Genomic DNA, 15,546 nt, shown 5'->3' with positions numbered 1-15,546 from the left:
GCGGCCGACCCGTCACGAACGGCAGTCCCATGACCTGGACACCGGGCCGGGGTCGGCCTACTCTGCCCCCGTCGGCGAATCCCCGCCGTCGCGGTCGGAGAAGCGGACCGCATGATCCGCCTGTCGCTCCGCCCGCACCCCGAGTGCAAAGGAGCATCTCGTGAACAAACGCCTCCTCGTCGCAGCGACAGCAGCCGTCGCCGTCACCACCCTCGGCCTCGCGCCCACCGCGCAGGCCGCTCCCTCCCCCCTCTCCTTCGTCTCCGTCACCGACCGGGCCACCGGTCTGTTCTCTCCGCTGAGCTTCGCCGTCGACGCCCGCGGCACCGCCTTCGTCGCGCAGAACTTCGCCGGCCTCCTCACCCGCGTCGCCCCCGACGGCACCACCTCGGTCGCCGCGTCCGCCCCGGGCTCCGAGATCGGGGCCGTCTCGGTCAGGGGCTCCACCGTCTACTACACCGAGGGGATACAGGAGGAGGGGACGGCGCTCCTGCGCTCCGCGCCGACCGGAGGCGGCTCGCCGACGACCCTCGCCGACCTCGGCGAGTACGAGGCCACCGCGAATCCCGACGCCGGCAACACCTACGGTTTCGTGGACCTGCCGGCCGAGTGCGCCGCCCAGGTCGATCCGTCGGTCGCGGGCCCCGCCTCCTACTCCGGAGTCGTGGACGTGCATCCGTACGCCTCCACCGCGACGAGCGCGGGCGTGTACGTCGCCGACGCCGCCGGCAACGCGATCGTGAAGGTCGCGCCCGGAGGGGACGTCTCGACCGTGGCCGTCCTGCCTCCGACCGCACCGGTCACGATCACCGCCGAGACCGCCGCCGCCTTCGGCTTCCCCGCCTGCAGCGCCGGCTACGGCTACTCCTTCGAGCCCGTCCCGACCGACATCGAGGTCGGCCCCGGAGGCTGGCTGTACGTCACCTCGCTGCCCGGCGGCCCCGAGGACCCGAGCCTCGGCGCCCGCGGCTCGGTCCTGAAGATCCACCCCGGCACCGGTGAGGTCCGCACGGTGGCGAAGGGCCTGATCAGCGCGACCGGCCTGGCCGTCGACCGCTTCACGGGCACCATCGCGGTGACCGAGCTGTTCGGAGGACCGCAGGGCACCGGCCGCGTCGCCCTGATCCTGCCGCGCACGTCGACGCCGGTCACGGGACTCGCCGTGACGTCGCCGGCCGCGATCGAGCTGCGCGACGGCGCTCTGTACGTCGCCCGCAACGCCTTCGTGCTCTCGCCGGAGGGCGCTCCGCAGGCGGTCGGCACCCTGACCGTCGCGAGACTCAAGGGCCTGGGCGCGCGCATGACCGCGGTCGACTGAGCGCCGACCGGGCGGAGGAGCAGCACCCCCCTCCGCCCGGACGCCGATTCGCGGAGGGACCCGCCGGCGTGTATAGTCGTACCTCGTTGCGTGCGCCCCCCGGGGTCACGCGATGGACTGCGCCCGTAGCTCAACGGATAGAGCATCTGACTACGGATCAGAAGGTTGGGGGTTCGAATCCCTCCGGGCGCACTCGGAATCCAGACCACTCGGTGGTTCGGAGCCACCGAGTACTGGTTGAGACAGTGCCACTCGCGAGAGTGCTGGAAGGCCCGCTTCGGCGGGCCTTTCTTCGTTGCGGGCGTACATTTCGCGCCAATCGCAGAACGCCCGGTACTCCTCGGATGGGACGAAGACGCCGCCGGTCATGCGCTCCGGGTCGTCGGTCTCGCCGGTCAGGAACGCGATGGTCGTGTCGAGCGCGGCTGCGATTGCCTCCACATCCTTGAGGTACCACCGCGTCTTCCCGTGCATCTTCTGGCTCAGGTAGGTGCGCTGGATACCTGACGCCCGCGCGAGAGATGCCATCGTCATGCGTCGTCGGAACGCCAGGAGCGTGATGCGCTCCGGGGTCGCGGCGTGGTCACCGCCCGGGATGCTGAAAACGTTGCTCATGCGCCAACTCTCGCCGAGAAAGTGAGGATTGTCCACCTTGGCGCTACCGTCTGGCTCATGCGTAACGAATGCTTACACCTACGTCAGAAGCAGAACGGTCAGCAGCCATCCGCCGATCGACCCCGAGCTCACCATGGCCGCTGAGTCCGAGTTCGTCCGACCGGAGCTGACCTTCGAGCGCGAGTTCGGCCAGTACCGCAACTGGTGGACCCGCGACCGGCGAGTCGTCGGCAATGCCCTGAGCATCTATCTGTACCTCCTGAGCCACCGCCGCGACTACGCGATCACACAAGCTCGCGCGCAGCAGGACCTCGGGCTTGGCAAGGACGCGTTCCTGGCAGCGCGACGGCGGCTTGAGAGTGCTGGATACCTCCGCGCAGAGACCGTTCGCTGGCCGGCCGGGTCCGTCGATGAGGCCGGCAAGAAGATCGGCGGCCAGCCCCGGAAGCTCGTCTTCCACGTGCTGGACCCTGAACCAGCCGCCGACCACGACGCGGACCGAGCCAGGGAGGGAAACCCGTCAACGGGGCGGACTTCGATTCTCTCGGCGGACCAGCCGGACGAGTCGGGGTCGGTTGGGCCGAGCGCACGATCCACGGACGACGATCTTCCGAAAGCTGTTAGCCGAGGAGGAATACCCGCACCCGGATCGACCGAAGTCCGGTCACCCGCCGCGGTGCACCCGACAACGGGCTATCCCGCCCTTAAGAAAGACCATTCCCAAGAACACCCCTCGAGGAGAACATCATCACCTCGACAATCGAATGCGCCTGCGCCCACTTTGGAGTACACCGACGAGACGGCCGAACTGCTGCGTCAGTTGCATCCCAGGCTGAATCGATCGCGACTCGAGAAGAAACTGCTCGAGCTGCGTTCCGCTGGTCTCCTTCACAACAGCGTTCAAATGATTGATCTTCTTCAGGCTTCCAGCGCCATCCTCGGCAGAGCACGAGCGACCGTGGTCGACCCAGTCGCGTTCGTGGCTGCGGGAATCGAAGCAAGCCCGTACGAGTGGCTTCGAGCGACCGACGACCGCGAGCACTCGGCCCCTCGCGAGACGATGAACACGCTCTGTGGCACGACAGGACACCTCTGGGAAAGGCACGGCTGGTGCCGACGATGCAGCGCCCAGTCCCCCTGGTGCGGCGGATGCGACTCGACGACGCGACTAGTGCGTTCGGGTGACGTCTGGGTTTCCTGCCCTGCTTGCGAGAGCACCCTCCAAGGCCTTCAGGCGCAGGCCCACGCTGTCAACGACCGCTGACGAAGCGGGGGCCGCCCATAGGCGGCTCGAGGACCGGACCGAAGGCGGCATGCAGTAGCTACCGCACTACTTGATGAAGGACCTACTGAAGTGAGTACTTGCACATGAGCCACAAGACGCTGGCATTCGTCAACCTGAAAGGCGGAACGGGGAAGACGACGTCGACTGCTTTCGTCTCTCATCAACTCGCCAGCACCGATCGCGCCGTCCTGATGGTAGATGCGGACCCTCAGGGCTCTCTTCTTCGATGGAGCGAGAGTGCGGCATGGGCGATCCCGACGATTGCACTGCCGGTCCGGAACTTGGACTCTCGCCTCGGCGGCATCGTGCCGCCCGGTGTAGAGATAGTCGTCGTGGACACTCCACCGACCGATGACCAGCGAGGTATCACCGCGGCAGCGATCCGGAGTGCCGATGTCCTGGTCGTCCCCATGGCGCCCACGCTGCTCGATTTTGAAAGATTCAAAGACGTCTCAGCACTCATCGAACTCGAGCGTGCTGACCGACCTGCAGCCGCGAGGACAGTCGTGCTACTGAACCGAACAGTCACGAACGCTCGATCGACGCGGATGTACCGTGAAATCATCACCGAGCTCGGACATCAAGTTCTCGAGTCGGAAGTAGCTCGAAGAGAAGTGGTCGCACAATCCTTCGGGTCTCGAGTCGCATTCGGTTCTGTATTCGAGGCCGTTGCGCGCGAGGTCGCTGAACTACTGGAGTCGCCGTGAACTCGGCCGCGCAGCAACTGGCAGAGCGACTTCGCGACGCCGCTCGCACACCTTCCGCGACCGCCGAGCCGACGCGCGCACAACCAGCAGGGCCCCCGATCCGGACAAAACCGATCAGGGTGACGGCGGATCTGCCGCCGAGTACCTATCGAACCCTGAACGCGCTGACGCAAGACCTGGCGGCCGCGCTAGCACGACCCCGAGTGCATCAAGTAGAGGTCATCCGGGCTCTCATCGAGCTCGCCGGGGACGGATCACCATTAGCTCAGCAGATACGTGATGCAGTAGTGCAGCGAGTCCGTAGATGAACGACTGACACCATTTACCGTCCTCGTGGGCAGCGACGTCACGACTGCGGTGGCGCGGACCACTCCTGCAGGGCGAGCACCAGGACGTCGAGTCGAGCGCGATCCAGGACGTACTCCTGCCGGTGCCAATCACCCGTCGAGGCTTGAAGCGCGCGTACGCGAAGGATGCCGAGGCTTCTGAGCCCGGCCAGGTGGAACTGGAGGGTCTTCAAATTGACGCTGAGCGCGCTTGCGATCGCTCCCCTGGTCGACGGCCCGCTCTGCACCAGGAAGTCGATGATCGCCAACCGGACCCGGTTGCCGAACGCATCCGACGCCGCAAGGACGTCGTCGGGGAGTTCGAAGGAATCTCGGGTTGTCACACGCCAAGTTTCCCGGAACCGCTGCAGCCAGCGACGAGCGACTCTAGGATATTATTATGATCCTTAAATTCGGCACGCGGTTCGACCTGGACGCTCCCGCGTCAGACATCCTGATCCGGGCGGTGATCCTCGCACCTCCTCTTCGCCTCGAATCTGGAGACTGGGCCTTCCCTATCGCAGCCGGTCACTCTCGAGACGTCGTCCTTGGTGAGGTGCGAGTCGACGCACGTCTAATGAGTCCGAGCCAGTTCGCCGAGCACGGGGAGTGGTGAATCGAAGGTGTTGTCGAGTTCGTCCGCGACCGGAACTCGGCGGTCGACGAGGACATCGCGCCCGGCTTGCTCACGATCTTCGCCGTTGAGGCAGAACGCGTCGGGCTGGAGCCCGACCTGTCAGGCTGACATTGAATTCGACGGACTCGGCGATCTCGACACCTGGAGCTGGATGAACGCGATGAGGATGGAGCTGCCGCGGATCGCTCCGCGACCCTTGCCATGGATCCTTCTGCCGCAGCCGGATCCGTCGCGGCAGATCCTCCTGTAAAAAAACGAGGCGCCTTCCGCGGCGCCACCGAAGACACGCACGGTCACGGTCGCGCTAGTCCCCCCTCCGACGAAGCACTCAACCGCGACCCGTTCCGCACCACTGACCGGCTCGGAGCAGACGCCCGATACCGTCACAAAGAGCCGCAGCTGGTGCAGCCGCGGGCGGTCGGGACGAGCAGGAAGGACGGAACTCGGAGGACCGTGGCCGGTGACCGCGCGCCGATCTCGAAAGTTGGAGTGGGGCACGTGGACTCGAGCTGAACACACGGAACTCGAGGACGACCACGACGAATGAGGCTTCGCCCGAGCGGCCGGAGGTCAGTCGGAGCCGTCCTGGCTTCTCCAGGCGGCCGATTCGGGCATACGCCTCCTCATCGTCACCGAGTGTGCAGGAAACGGTTCTTACGAGCGAACGACACCGATCTTGATACCGATTTCAACAGAAAGCAAGCCCGAGAACTCAGACTTGTCCACACATTCCTCCGCGCCAGATGTCGGGTAACGCCGGACTCTGATAACGGTTTCTTGAAAACCTTCTCATCGCTCCGAATCGGCGTTACAGTCGCCCTGTTCGCCTGGCACCGTCCGCGACCTGCGCTGTCGAGCGCCGGTCGCAGGACCCGCCGACGACGAGACGCTCGTCCGGTCATCCCGGCACGAGGGCAGCCACTGTTCGATGAGGAGCAACCATGATCACAGTTTTCAGAGCGCGCGGGTCCCGAGAGGGGCAGCGAGAGCCAGGATCGGGGGCGGTGTCTCCACTGGCCGCGACTTCCCCAGGAGCATCGTTCCGCAGAGCCCTCGCCCGCCTGGTCACAGCCGCCCTCGTGGCGCCGATGCTCGTCACCCTGGGCGCCGGAGCCGCACAGGCAGCGGACGTGACCGTGCCCCAGCCCGCGGTCAAGTACGACTTCAACGACGTGAGCACTTCCGTGATCGCGAACAGCGGCACCGCGGGATCCGCGCTGAACGCGCGACTGAAGAACGCCACCACCCTGGCCCGCGGCACCGGCGCGACCCCGGCCAGCGGCGCCTCCGGAGTCCTGCCGGGAGCTCCGCAGGGGCAGACCACCGCCCCCTACCTCGAGGTGCCGAACGGCGTCTTCACCGGCGCGAACGCCCTGTCTGTCTCGACCTGGATCAAGTGGGACGGGCAGTACGCGAACCAGAACCCGTGGGCCTACATCATCGGCAGCGACGCACTGCCCGCCGACAACTGGGGCACCTACCTCACGCCGAGCGAGGACGGGAAGTCCCGTGCCACTGCGAACTCCGGCACCGAGGTCAAGGCCGACGACCAGGTCCCGCTCCCCGCGAACAAGTGGACCCTCATCACGACGACGCTCAACGGCACGAGCATGTCGTACTACCTCAACGGCGCACTCGTGCGCACCGAGGCCGTGAACATCGACTTCAGCCGCCTGACCAGCGGCGGCAGCACCCGATCGGGCCTGATCGGCAGGGTCCCGTGGTCGGGCCCGTTCGCCGCGACCTTCCCGGGCGCGTTCGACGACTTCTCGATCTACCGCGAGGCGCTGAGCGCCGACCAGGTCGGGCAGCTCTACCGCAGCTACACCGGAGACGTGACCTCGGTCTCCCAGTCGACCTGGGCCGTCACGACCCCGGTCGGAGTGCAGCCGGCCCTGCCCGCGAACCTGCAGGCCACGTACTCCTCGGGGATGACAGCGCAGCTGCCCATCACGTGGGACCCGATCCCCGCGGCGCAGTACCAGACAGCGGGAACGAGCTTCGACGTCAAGGGCGCCGTCCCCGGATGGACCGGCCCGCTCACGACACGGGTGACCGTGCAGGAGCGCCAGACCGAGTCGATCGTCGCCGACTTCGCCCAGCCCACCGGGCAGTTCCGCGGAGGCGCCTCCGGGACCCTCTACGGATTCGGTGACGAGCAGTCGCCCACCCAGGCACTCGTCAACGGCGCGGCGATCACCAACACGTCGCAGAAGCCGCCGCTGGGCACGCAGCACCCGGGCGGTGACGTCTTCGACATCGAGGACACCTTCTTCGCCAAGAACGGCAAGGAGCTGTACGTCTACACGCAGGACTACTACCCCGACTGGCCGTACTTCGGCGGACAGCGGCCCGGCGACGATCTGACCTTCACCCGCGGAGCCGACGGCGTGCTGACCGGCGCGAAGACGCAGGGCGGCAACGGCGTCTGGGACTACCTCGAGATCCTCGAGGTCGTCACCGAGCGCATCGCGGCGAACGCCGACGACCCCGACAAGTACGTCCTGATCCCTTTCAACGAGCCCGACTGGATCTGGTACTCCGGCGACAAGCGCAACAAGTACCTCATCGACGGCAAGCAGCCCGACAGCTTCACCCCGGGCGGCATCGGCGACTGGGAGGCGGCGCACGACGTCATCACCGCGGTCTACGCGAAGCACGGACTGCAGAAGCCCCGCATCGCGGGTCCCGGCGACTCGATCTGGATGGGCTCCGAGCGCAACCGGTACTTCTTGAAGGCCGCCGTCGCCCAAGGCACCGTTCCGGACGTCTTCGTCTGGCACGAACTCAACGGCTACGTCTGGCTCCCCCAGCGCGCGGCCGAGGCCCGTCAGGACTTCCTCGCCGCCGGCATCCCCGCCGAGAAGGCGCCGTCCATCAACATCACCGAGTACGGCGCCAGCACCGACATGAGCTCGCCGTACAACCTGCTGCGCTGGTTCTCGGGTTTCGAGGCCGCCAAGGTCGACGCCCAGACGGCGTACTGGACCGCCTCGGGCACCCTGTCCGACAACCAGGCGAAGGTCAACGACGCCAACGGAGGCTGGTGGCTGTTCAAGTGGTACGGCGACATGACCGGATCCACCACCGCCAAGGTCACCACCGGTGAGCAGAAGGTCATCGCGGCCTTCGACAAGGTCCAGAAGCGCGGACAGGTCCTCTTCGGCGGCACCACTGCAGGAAAGGACGCCTCCGTCACGATCAACGGCATCGACCCGGCCGTCTTCGGCACCTCGGTCGACGTTGAGGTCCGCGAGGCGAACGTGAACGGCGTCGACGGCGTCTCGGGCACTCCCCCGGTCGTCACAGCGATCGAGAACGCCGCCATCACCGACGGCACCCTCGCCGTCCGCGTCCCGTCCTCCGCCGCGAGCAGCGTCTACCAGCTGGTCTTCACTCCCAGCCAGGCGCGCGACGTGACCGCGCAGAAGTCGGCGCAGGCCGACCACTACGTCATGGAGGCCGAGAACTCGGCCCTCACCTCCGCCGAGATCCGCACGCCCTCGGGCTACCGCGCCTCGAACGAGAAGGACGTCCGCGGATTCGACAAGGTCGGCTCGAAGGCGGAGTGGACCGTCGCGGTCGCGAAGCCGGGTCTGTACCGGCTGCAGGTCCTCGGCGCCTCGCCCGGAGTCCCCGTGCAGCACGCCCTGTTCATCGACGGCGCCTTCAACCAGAAGGTCCAGTGGGGCGCCAGCGCCATGAAGCCGTTCAACGTCCAGTCCGTCGCCCGAGGCAGCGCGGAGGTGCTCGTGCAGCTCAGCGCCGGCACGCACGTCCTCGGACTGCGCACCAGCCAGGACGGCACGACCCTGCTGCCCAACGCGGGCTACAGCCGGGACAACGCGAGCGGGGTCACCCTCGACCGCTTCGACCTGACCCGCGTCGGCGACACGGTCAACACCGAGAGCCAGGACTACCCCGCCTCGAGCCTGCGCCTCTTCGGCGGCGCCGCCCTCGACTTCGCCGCCCCCGCCACCGCGGGCTGGGCGAAGATCGGCAGCACCGGTCGCGTCGACGCCTACCCGGCGGCGTACGAGTCCGGCTACTACGACGTCGCCGTCTCCTGGAAGGGCGCCGCAGCCGCGAAACTCGAGCTCACGGTGAACGGCCGCGTCGCCGCCTCCTTCACCGCGAAGGACGCGAACGCGACCACCTCGACCGTCCGGGTGCACCTGCCCGAGGGCATCTCCGAGCTCGAGCTGCGCAGCTCGACCGGGGCCCTGGTCGACAGCATCCGCACCACCCGCGCGGTCGATGGTGACGCGGCCATCACCCGCATCGAAGCCGAGAGCAGCACGATCACCCGGGGAGGCACGGCCGCCGTCAAGACATTCGGCACCGGCCCCACCGACGGACTCGCGACCAACGGGTCCGGCACCGGGTACGTCACCGGTCTGGGCATCACGGACGCCGTGAAGGCGAACCAGGGCACCCTGACCGTGCCGCGCTCCGGCAGCTTCGCGAAGGCGGGCGAGTACGACGTCACGGTGCACTACTCCAACGACGACATCGAGGGCACCCACTCCTACAACCCGCAGGTCGTCGATGCCGGCCTGCAGGCGACAGAGCAGGGCAGCAGCGCACTCGTCGGCCGTTCGACGTTCCGGTACACGTACCTGGCGACGAACTTCTGGGAGGCGCGCATGTCGATGGCACTCGGGACGGACTCGGCCCCGATCACCTTCGGCAACACTCGCGAGACGCTCTACATCGACGAGGGCCCCACCGGCAGCACCGACGACGACCGGGTCCTGCCCGGCTACGCCATCGCACCCGACGTGGACTGGATCGAGTTCGCTCCGTTCGTGATCGACGCCACCGCGCCGACGCCCACCGTCGAGACGGTCGCGACGACGTCCAGCCGATGCGTCTCGGCGAAGTCGGTCCTCACCGTGAAGGTGCAGAACGAGCACGCGGCTCCGATCACCGTGAAGGTCACCACCCCCTACGGAGTGAAGACCCACACCGATGTCGCCCCCGGCGCCTTCGGTACCACGGCCTACACCACGCGCCTGAAGTCGATGCCCGCGGGCACCGTGACGGTCGAGGCCACGGCCGTGATCGGCGGGAAGAACGTCACCACGACGACGACCACGCCGTACACAGCGCGAGTGTGCTGATCCCGGTGCGGGGCCGGTCACGGCCCCGCACCCACCGAAGCCTCAGCCGCGGTCGTCGATACAGCGACGGTCGACAGAACTCCCATCACGGGCGCGGCGCCCGCGCCGACCTCCGCACGGTCCTGCCTGACCAGGAACAGGGGGCGATCACGCGAAACTCCGCTCTGCTACCCCGGGCCGACGACCGGCCGACGCAGCAGCGCTCCCACCATCCGGCCGGTGACGACGCCGACCATGCAGACCGAAGGACGAATCATGAAGACGAACCACGTGCTCACCCGAACCGCCGCCGCCGCGATCGGTGCGCTCCTCCTGCTCGGCACGGCCGCCACCGCAGCAGCCGCCGAGACCGAGCTCGGCAACGACTCCGTCGACGTCTCGGTCGACATCGCCCCGCTCCCGACCCAGGGCGCACTCTCGATGACCGTCGGCGGATCCGGCACCGTCCTGACGGAGGACGGCTCGACCGCGTTGGTGAGGGAATTCACGGGCGAGCTCCCGACTGTCACCGTCACGGACACCCGTGCTCCCGAGGACGTCCCGGAAGGAGCCGGCTGGTACGTCGTCGGATCTGCGACCGCGTTCGTCGGCTCGGACGGCCAGCCCGAGATCGGAGCCGATCACCTCGGCTGGACTCCACGACTGCTCGACGGCGGCGAGAGCGGACTCGTGGCCGAGGGCGAGCAGGTGAACACCGTGCTCGACACCGGAGACGACTCGCTCGGACTCGTCGACCAGGAGTTCCTGGCGATCACGGACGACTCGGCCGCCGTGATCACCGAAGGGCAGTGGACGGCCACCGCGGACCTCGTCCTCAAGACCGAGCCCACCGTGGCCGCCGGCGACTACTCCGCGACGCTGACTCTCTCGCTCTTCGAATAGCTCAGAGCAGCCGGGAGGGGTGGGGCGGTCATCGGGTCGCCCCACCCCTCCCGTCGTCAGCGGAGCGCTGAGCGGGCACGAGTGATCGCGCGGACGGTGGAGGTGACGTGCTGCGATCGCGGGCACGAGCTCCCGGCGGTTGCGGACGTGGAGTCAGTCGGGCCGGCGCCATCTGCCACGACTCCCCCCGGCGGGAGGAAGCGGTTGTCCGTGTACTCACAGGGCATCCCGGGATCGACGGCGGCGACCCAGCGTGGACGTCATGGAGATAAGGCGGTTTCGGCCCGCCATCGGACGTGGATGCCGGAGCGGCAGATGCCGGCGTAGGTGATGTCGATCATGACGTCTGTGAGCCGACGTCGCGGCGCTCGATCATGGTCGTGATCAGCGGCTCGGTGGCCGACGGTGCCGCGTAGGCGGTGACAGTGCGCATGGTGTCCTTCGTGATGTGGTGGAAGGGTCGGTGAGGATCGGTCGGTGGGAACGGGGTCAGGTGTAGGCGAGGAAGCGCCCGGCGAAGACGACTCCAGTCCAGGCGGTCAACGAGACGATCGCGGCGAGGCGCGCCGCGAGCGGAGTCGCGGCGGCGTCCGCCCACTTCTCGACGTTCCGGTACACCCCGCGGTGGAACACGAGGATGTTCGCCGCGGCGACGAGAAGCAGTCCAAGCTTCCACGGCGCCGCGCCCGAGGAGACGACCACCGGAGCCTGCGCGGTCAGCAGCACGGCTCCGGTGGCGAGAGCGACGACCAGACCGACGTGGGAGATCGGCAGCAGGACGCGCGCGGCGGTGGTGACGGCGGCGATCCGGTGCCCGATCCCGAGTAGGCGGAGGTCGAAGGCGAAGGCGGGACCGATCAGGGCGGCGATCCCCAGGATGTGGACGCTCTCGAGGGTGGGGTACAGGAACGGGGTGCCCCGCACGGCCGCGCCCAGCGTTGAGTCCTGCAGCCAGCTCGAGACCAGGAGGATCCACTCGGGCATCGGGGCTCAGCTCCGCCGGGTCGCGCGTCGCAGGTAGAGGAAGCCCCCAGCCAGAGCGGCGAGCACGACGAACCCGAACACCGTCCAGACGCCCGCGGTGCTGCCCGGGTCGCCCTCGGCACCGGCCGTCGGGGAGGTGCTCTCGCCCGTCGTCGGAGAAGGGGTCTCCAGGGGATCCGCTGCGGTCTCGGCAGGCGTCTGCTCCGCGCTGCTCCCGGCGGAGGGAGCGGCGGCGGCGGGCAGCGGGGCGCGGACGGGCAGGGTGCTTCCGAGCACCTGGTTGACGGGCACGTCGTCGTCGCCGTACCAGAACACCACCGGGCGGAAGAGGCCGTCATCGTCCCGATTGATGTACCCCACTCCTTGGAAGCGCTCTCCGACCTCGAGCGCCCGGCCCAGACCCCACCTCCCGGACCAAGCCGGAGGAGCGATGATCACCTCGAGTTCCTCGTGAGGACCGCTGTACGCGAGCGCTGCCTCGACCCGGGTGCTGTCCTCCGGATCCTGCAGGTCCTCCGGGATTTCGAGCTCGGGGGTGTCAGCGGGAAGAGTGCGGTCGAGCGTCGTCTCGAAGAGGGAGTGCGGCTCGCCCCACGTGCCCTCGGTGGAGACGGTGCCCGCGAGGTAGACGAGCCGGTCGGTCTCGAAACCGTCCCAGCCGTGGTGAGCGGATGCCGGCGCCGCCGGGAGCACGATCAGAAGCGTCGTCGCCGCAGCAGCCAACGCGGAGATCGGTCCGCGTCGGGACCGGTGCGGCGATGTCGTCGGGGTGGTCGTCATGGTCGTGAGCCTCTCGAGTGTTCCGGTGCAGCGCGGTCAACGCTAAATCGGCGGTTCCCGCGTCTGAGAGGGTCTGCTCGAACCCCCCTTGCCGCCTCGTCGTCGCGAGCAGGGCCGCTGCGAGCAGCGGTCCCGCTCACCACGTCGTCCTCCGACGACTCAGCCGGCGGAGGCGACGTCGAAGCCGATGATGCGGTCGTCGTCGTCTCCGGGGTCGCCGCGGCCGTCGGTGTTGCTCGTAGCGACCCACAGGCTCCCGTCGGGCGCCTCGGCCGCATCGCGCAGGCGGCCGAACTCTCCCACCGCGTGGTCCGTCCACGTGGTCGGGTCGGCGACGGGCACGGCGCGCAGCACCTGACCTCGGAGATTCGCGAGGAACAGCGTTCCGTCGACCTCCGCCATGCCGCTCGGGCTCGCCTCGTCCGGGGTCCACTGCTGCACCGGGTCGACGAAGCGGTCGTCGCCGGCGGCGCCCTCGACCGTGGGCCAGCCGTAGTCCTCGCCGGGCCGGATGATGTTCAGCTCGTCCCAGGTGTCCTGACCGAACTCGGTCGCGAAGAGGGTGCCGTCCTCGGCCCAGGCGAGGCCCTGCGGATTGCGGTGGCCCGAGCTGTAGACGAGGGAGCCGGGGTACGGGTTGTCCTCCGGGACAGCGCCGTCGGGCGTCATGCGGAGGATCTTGCCGCCGAGGGAGTCGAGGTCCTGCGCCCGCTCGGTGCGGCCCGCGTCGCCGACGGTCGCGTAGAGCATCCCGTCCGGGCCGAACGCGATCCGCCCGCCGTCGTGGTAGCTCGCGGAGGGGAGGCCGTCGAGGATCGTCTCGGATCCGCCGAGCGCGAGCGCACCCGGCTCCCCCGTCACGTCGAAGCGCTGGATGCGGTTGCCGTCCGACCCGGTCGAGTAGGCGTACAGGCGTCCCTCGTCGTCGACCGCGAGACCGAGCAGTCCGCTCTCGCCGCGGGACACGACTCCGTCGACGGTGCCGATCGGACGGGTCGATCCGTCGGAGGCGAGCTCGAGGATCCGTCCGCTGTCGCGCTCGCTCACGAGCGGAGTGCCGCCCCGGAACACGATCGACCAGGGAGCCTCGAGGCCCGCGGTGACGACGGAGCTCCCGTCGAGCACCGCGGTGGCGGCACCGGTGCCGGCAGGAGTCGTCGGCGAGGACAGGACGCTCTCGCGCGGCTCGGCCGCCGGTGCCGTGCACGACGAGAGGACGGCCGCAAGAGCGAGGGAGGTGAGGACGACGGCGGAACGGGTGATCGGAGGAGTCATGGAACTGCTCGATTCTGCTGAGGAGGGGAAGAGGGAGAGGGAGGCGCGGTTCACCGCGCGTCTCACTCCCTCCGGACCGTCACCGGCCCCTCCGCCGCGTCTCGCAGCGCCTCGACATCGCCGAACGTGCCCAGCGGCACGATCCCCGGATACGAGCCGACATCGTCGTAGTAGAGGACGAGGCCCTGATCGGGCGCGTAGTAGCCGAGCGTTCCCGCCGGTGCGGCGGCTCTCTCCGGAGCGCCGTCGAGGTCGAGCGGAGCGGGGAGCGTCGCGATCTTCTCCTGCCCGCCGTACTCGCGGAAGTCGAGTTCGATCGGGAGCTGGGCGAGGAGCGAGCGGCCCGCGGCCGTGTCCTCCACGGTCCCGGTGATGACGACATCGCCGAACTGCAGCGCGATCGACGCAGGGCCTGCATGGTCCTCCGCCGCCGGAGAGGACCTCTCGGGAGTGACGGGTGCTGTCGTCTCGGGAGTCGCGGGTGCTGTCGCCGCGGGAGCCGCCTCCGTCGGCGACAGGGTGCTCGTGCGGGAGGGCGACTCGGCGCCCTGCCCCGCGACGCTGCACCCGGAGACAGACAGCAGCAGAGAAGCAGCGCAGGCGAGGACGGCTGAGCCTCGTCCGGGGCCGGAGGCGGAGACGCTCATCAGCCGACCGTCTGCCCGCCGTCGACCACGAGGACGTGGCCCACCGTGAAGGCGGCCTCGGGCGACAGCAGCCACAGCACCGCGGAGGCGATCTCCTCGACCGTGCCCAGACGCCCGATCGGCTCCTGCGAGATCATCGCGTCGTAGCCCTCCTCGGTGCCGCCGGTGGCACGCTCGATCATCTTCGTGTCGATCACCCCGGGAGCCACCGCGTTGATGCGGATCCGGTCGCCGATGGCCTCGAGGGCGGCCGACTTGGTGAGTCCGATGACCGCGTGCTTCGCCGCGGCGTACCCGGCCTGCCCGGCGATGCCGATGACTCCGGCACCCGAGGACGTGTTGACGATCGCGCCTCCGCCCGACGCTGTCATGAGGCGGATCTCCTGCGTCATGCAGTGGTACACCCCGTGCAGATCGGTGTCGACGATGCGGGTCCACTCGTCGTCGTCCAGGTCGACAAGGGTCGTCTGGGACTGCTCGACGCCCGCGTTGTTGAACGCGACGTCGACGCGACCGTAGGCCTCGACTGCGAGATCGAAGGCGCGGGCGACCTCGGCCCTGCTGCGCACGTCGCAGTCGACGGCGATCGCCTCCCCGCCCGCCTCGGTGATGGCCCGGACGGTCTCGGCCTGACCCGCGCCGGGCAGGTCGACGACGACGACTCGGGCGCCTTCTGCGGCGAGAGCGGTCGCCACGGCCTTGCCGATGCCGGTACCGGCTCCGGTGACGAATGCGGACGAGTGTTCGAAACGGCTGACGTCTGTCATGGTCTTCTTCTCCTTCGGATGGGCGAGCGGCGATGGCGTTCCCGCGGTCGCGGGAGCGGGATCGACACCCGCGAGCTGGATCCGCAACGACGATCGTGTCGTCCCTGCGGCCCGGGCATCCGGTTCACCCTCCCCGCTCGAGGCGGTGCGAGTGCCCCGGAGGTGCTGCCCGTGTCGCGCTCCTTCCAGGCAAGAGCATC

General features: G+C 68.6%; 12 protein-coding genes and 1 tRNA gene. 6 read left to right on the top strand and 7 right to left on the bottom strand.

Annotation, left to right across the window (positions count from 1 at the left end; translation table 11 throughout):
* Positions 1 to 160 precede the first annotated feature (160 nt).
* Both ASF48_RS09310 and ASF48_RS09305 read left to right on the top strand, forming a co-directional pair.
* Positions 161 to 1,318, top strand: coding sequence for a ScyD/ScyE family protein (locus ASF48_RS09310; protein WP_055790157.1), 1,158 nt, complete (start codon positions 161 to 163; stop codon positions 1,316 to 1,318).
* A 119-nt stretch (positions 1,319 to 1,437) separates the two neighbouring features.
* A tRNA-Arg gene (locus ASF48_RS09305) sits at positions 1,438 to 1,510 on the top strand.
* On the opposite strand, the gene ASF48_RS20120 is transcribed toward ASF48_RS09305, so the two are convergent.
* Complete coding sequence (locus ASF48_RS20120; RefSeq protein ID WP_442965574.1) at positions 1,469 to 1,852, bottom strand: helix-turn-helix domain-containing protein; 384 nt, start codon at positions 1,850 to 1,852, stop codon at positions 1,469 to 1,471. The two genes, ASF48_RS09305 and ASF48_RS20120, sit on opposite strands and share 42 nt — an antisense overlap.
* 214 nt (positions 1,853 to 2,066) lie before the next feature.
* Between ASF48_RS20120 and ASF48_RS19410 the strand changes: the two genes are divergently transcribed.
* Complete coding sequence (locus ASF48_RS19410) at positions 2,067 to 3,197, top strand: hypothetical protein (protein ID WP_157603123.1); 1,131 nt, start codon at positions 2,067 to 2,069, stop codon at positions 3,195 to 3,197.
* 104 nt (positions 3,198 to 3,301) lie between these two features.
* A complete protein-coding gene (locus tag ASF48_RS19000) occupies positions 3,302 to 3,925 on the top strand; it encodes a ParA family protein (protein WP_082481182.1) in 624 nt (207 codons plus the stop codon).
* A gap of 346 nt (positions 3,926 to 4,271) precedes the next feature.
* Here the strand turns inward: ASF48_RS19000 and ASF48_RS09300 are convergent, their stop codons facing one another.
* Positions 4,272 to 4,595, bottom strand: coding sequence for a winged helix-turn-helix domain-containing protein (locus tag ASF48_RS09300; protein ID WP_055790154.1), 324 nt, complete (start codon positions 4,593 to 4,595; stop codon positions 4,272 to 4,274).
* Between the two features lie 1,423 nt (positions 4,596 to 6,018).
* Between ASF48_RS09300 and ASF48_RS09285 the strand changes: the two genes are divergently transcribed.
* Complete coding sequence (locus ASF48_RS09285) at positions 6,019 to 10,011, top strand: LamG-like jellyroll fold domain-containing protein (protein WP_235577224.1); 3,993 nt, start codon at positions 6,019 to 6,021, stop codon at positions 10,009 to 10,011.
* 255 nt (positions 10,012 to 10,266) lie between these two features.
* Positions 10,267 to 10,893: a hypothetical protein gene (locus ASF48_RS09280; RefSeq protein WP_055790141.1), complete on the top strand. Its 627-nt coding sequence runs from the start codon at positions 10,267 to 10,269 to the stop codon at positions 10,891 to 10,893.
* Positions 10,894 to 11,382: 489 nt separating this feature from the next.
* Here the strand turns inward: ASF48_RS09280 and ASF48_RS09275 are convergent, their stop codons facing one another.
* From ASF48_RS09275 to ASF48_RS09255, 5 genes are all read right to left on the bottom strand, one after another.
* Entirely contained in the window at positions 11,383 to 11,877 is a 495-nt protein-coding gene (locus ASF48_RS09275) for a hypothetical protein (protein WP_055790138.1), read from the bottom strand.
* 6 nt (positions 11,878 to 11,883) lie between these two features.
* Positions 11,884 to 12,657 carry a hypothetical protein gene (locus tag ASF48_RS09270; protein ID WP_200931003.1) on the bottom strand — a complete coding sequence of 258 codons (774 nt, stop codon included), beginning with the start codon at positions 12,655 to 12,657 and terminating at the stop codon, positions 11,884 to 11,886.
* Between the two features lie 159 nt (positions 12,658 to 12,816).
* The gene (locus ASF48_RS09265; RefSeq protein ID WP_055790135.1) at positions 12,817 to 13,932 is read right to left on the bottom strand and encodes a PQQ-dependent sugar dehydrogenase; all 1,116 of its coding nucleotides are present in this window, start codon (positions 13,930 to 13,932) and stop codon (positions 12,817 to 12,819) included.
* Positions 13,933 to 13,994: 62 nt separating this feature from the next.
* On the bottom strand, positions 13,995 to 14,579 hold the full coding sequence (locus ASF48_RS09260) for a cyclophilin-like fold protein (RefSeq protein WP_055790132.1): 585 nt from the start codon (positions 14,577 to 14,579) through the stop codon (positions 13,995 to 13,997).
* Positions 14,579 to 15,346, bottom strand: coding sequence for a glucose 1-dehydrogenase (locus tag ASF48_RS09255; protein ID WP_055791466.1), 768 nt, complete (start codon positions 15,344 to 15,346; stop codon positions 14,579 to 14,581). Before ASF48_RS09255 ends, ASF48_RS09260 begins: the two co-directional genes overlap by 1 nt.
* Positions 15,347 to 15,546 lie beyond the last annotated feature (200 nt).

It is taken from the genome of Rathayibacter sp. Leaf299, assembly GCF_001423055.1.
In the GTDB taxonomy this organism is placed as follows: domain Bacteria; phylum Actinomycetota; class Actinomycetes; order Actinomycetales; family Microbacteriaceae; genus Rathayibacter; species Rathayibacter caricis.
This window is presented reverse-complemented; position numbering and strand designations above follow the sequence as displayed.

Bases quoted from the DNA above. Each gene is read 5' to 3' on its own strand.
- ASF48_RS20120 (WP_442965574.1), bottom strand. From the start codon at position 1,852: ATGACGATGGCATCTCTCGCGCGGGCGTCAGGTATCCAGCGCACCTAC.
- ASF48_RS19410 (WP_157603123.1), top strand. From the start codon at position 2,067: ATGGCCGCTGAGTCCGAGTTCGTCCGACCGGAGCTGACCTTCGAGCGC.
- ASF48_RS19000 (WP_082481182.1), top strand. From the start codon at position 3,302: ATGAGCCACAAGACGCTGGCATTCGTCAACCTGAAAGGCGGAACGGGG.
- ASF48_RS09280 (WP_055790141.1), top strand. From the start codon at position 10,267: ATGAAGACGAACCACGTGCTCACCCGAACCGCCGCCGCCGCGATCGGT.
- ASF48_RS09275 (WP_055790138.1), bottom strand. From the start codon at position 11,877: ATGCCCGAGTGGATCCTCCTGGTCTCGAGCTGGCTGCAGGACTCAACG.
- ASF48_RS09270 (WP_200931003.1), bottom strand. From the start codon at position 12,657: ATGACGACCACCCCGACGACATCGCCGCACCGGTCCCGACGCGGACCG.
- ASF48_RS09265 (WP_055790135.1), bottom strand. From the start codon at position 13,932: ATGACTCCTCCGATCACCCGTTCCGCCGTCGTCCTCACCTCCCTCGCT.
- ASF48_RS09260 (WP_055790132.1), bottom strand. From the start codon at position 14,579: ATGAGCGTCTCCGCCTCCGGCCCCGGACGAGGCTCAGCCGTCCTCGCC.
- ASF48_RS09255 (WP_055791466.1), bottom strand. From the start codon at position 15,346: ATGACAGACGTCAGCCGTTTCGAACACTCGTCCGCATTCGTCACCGGA.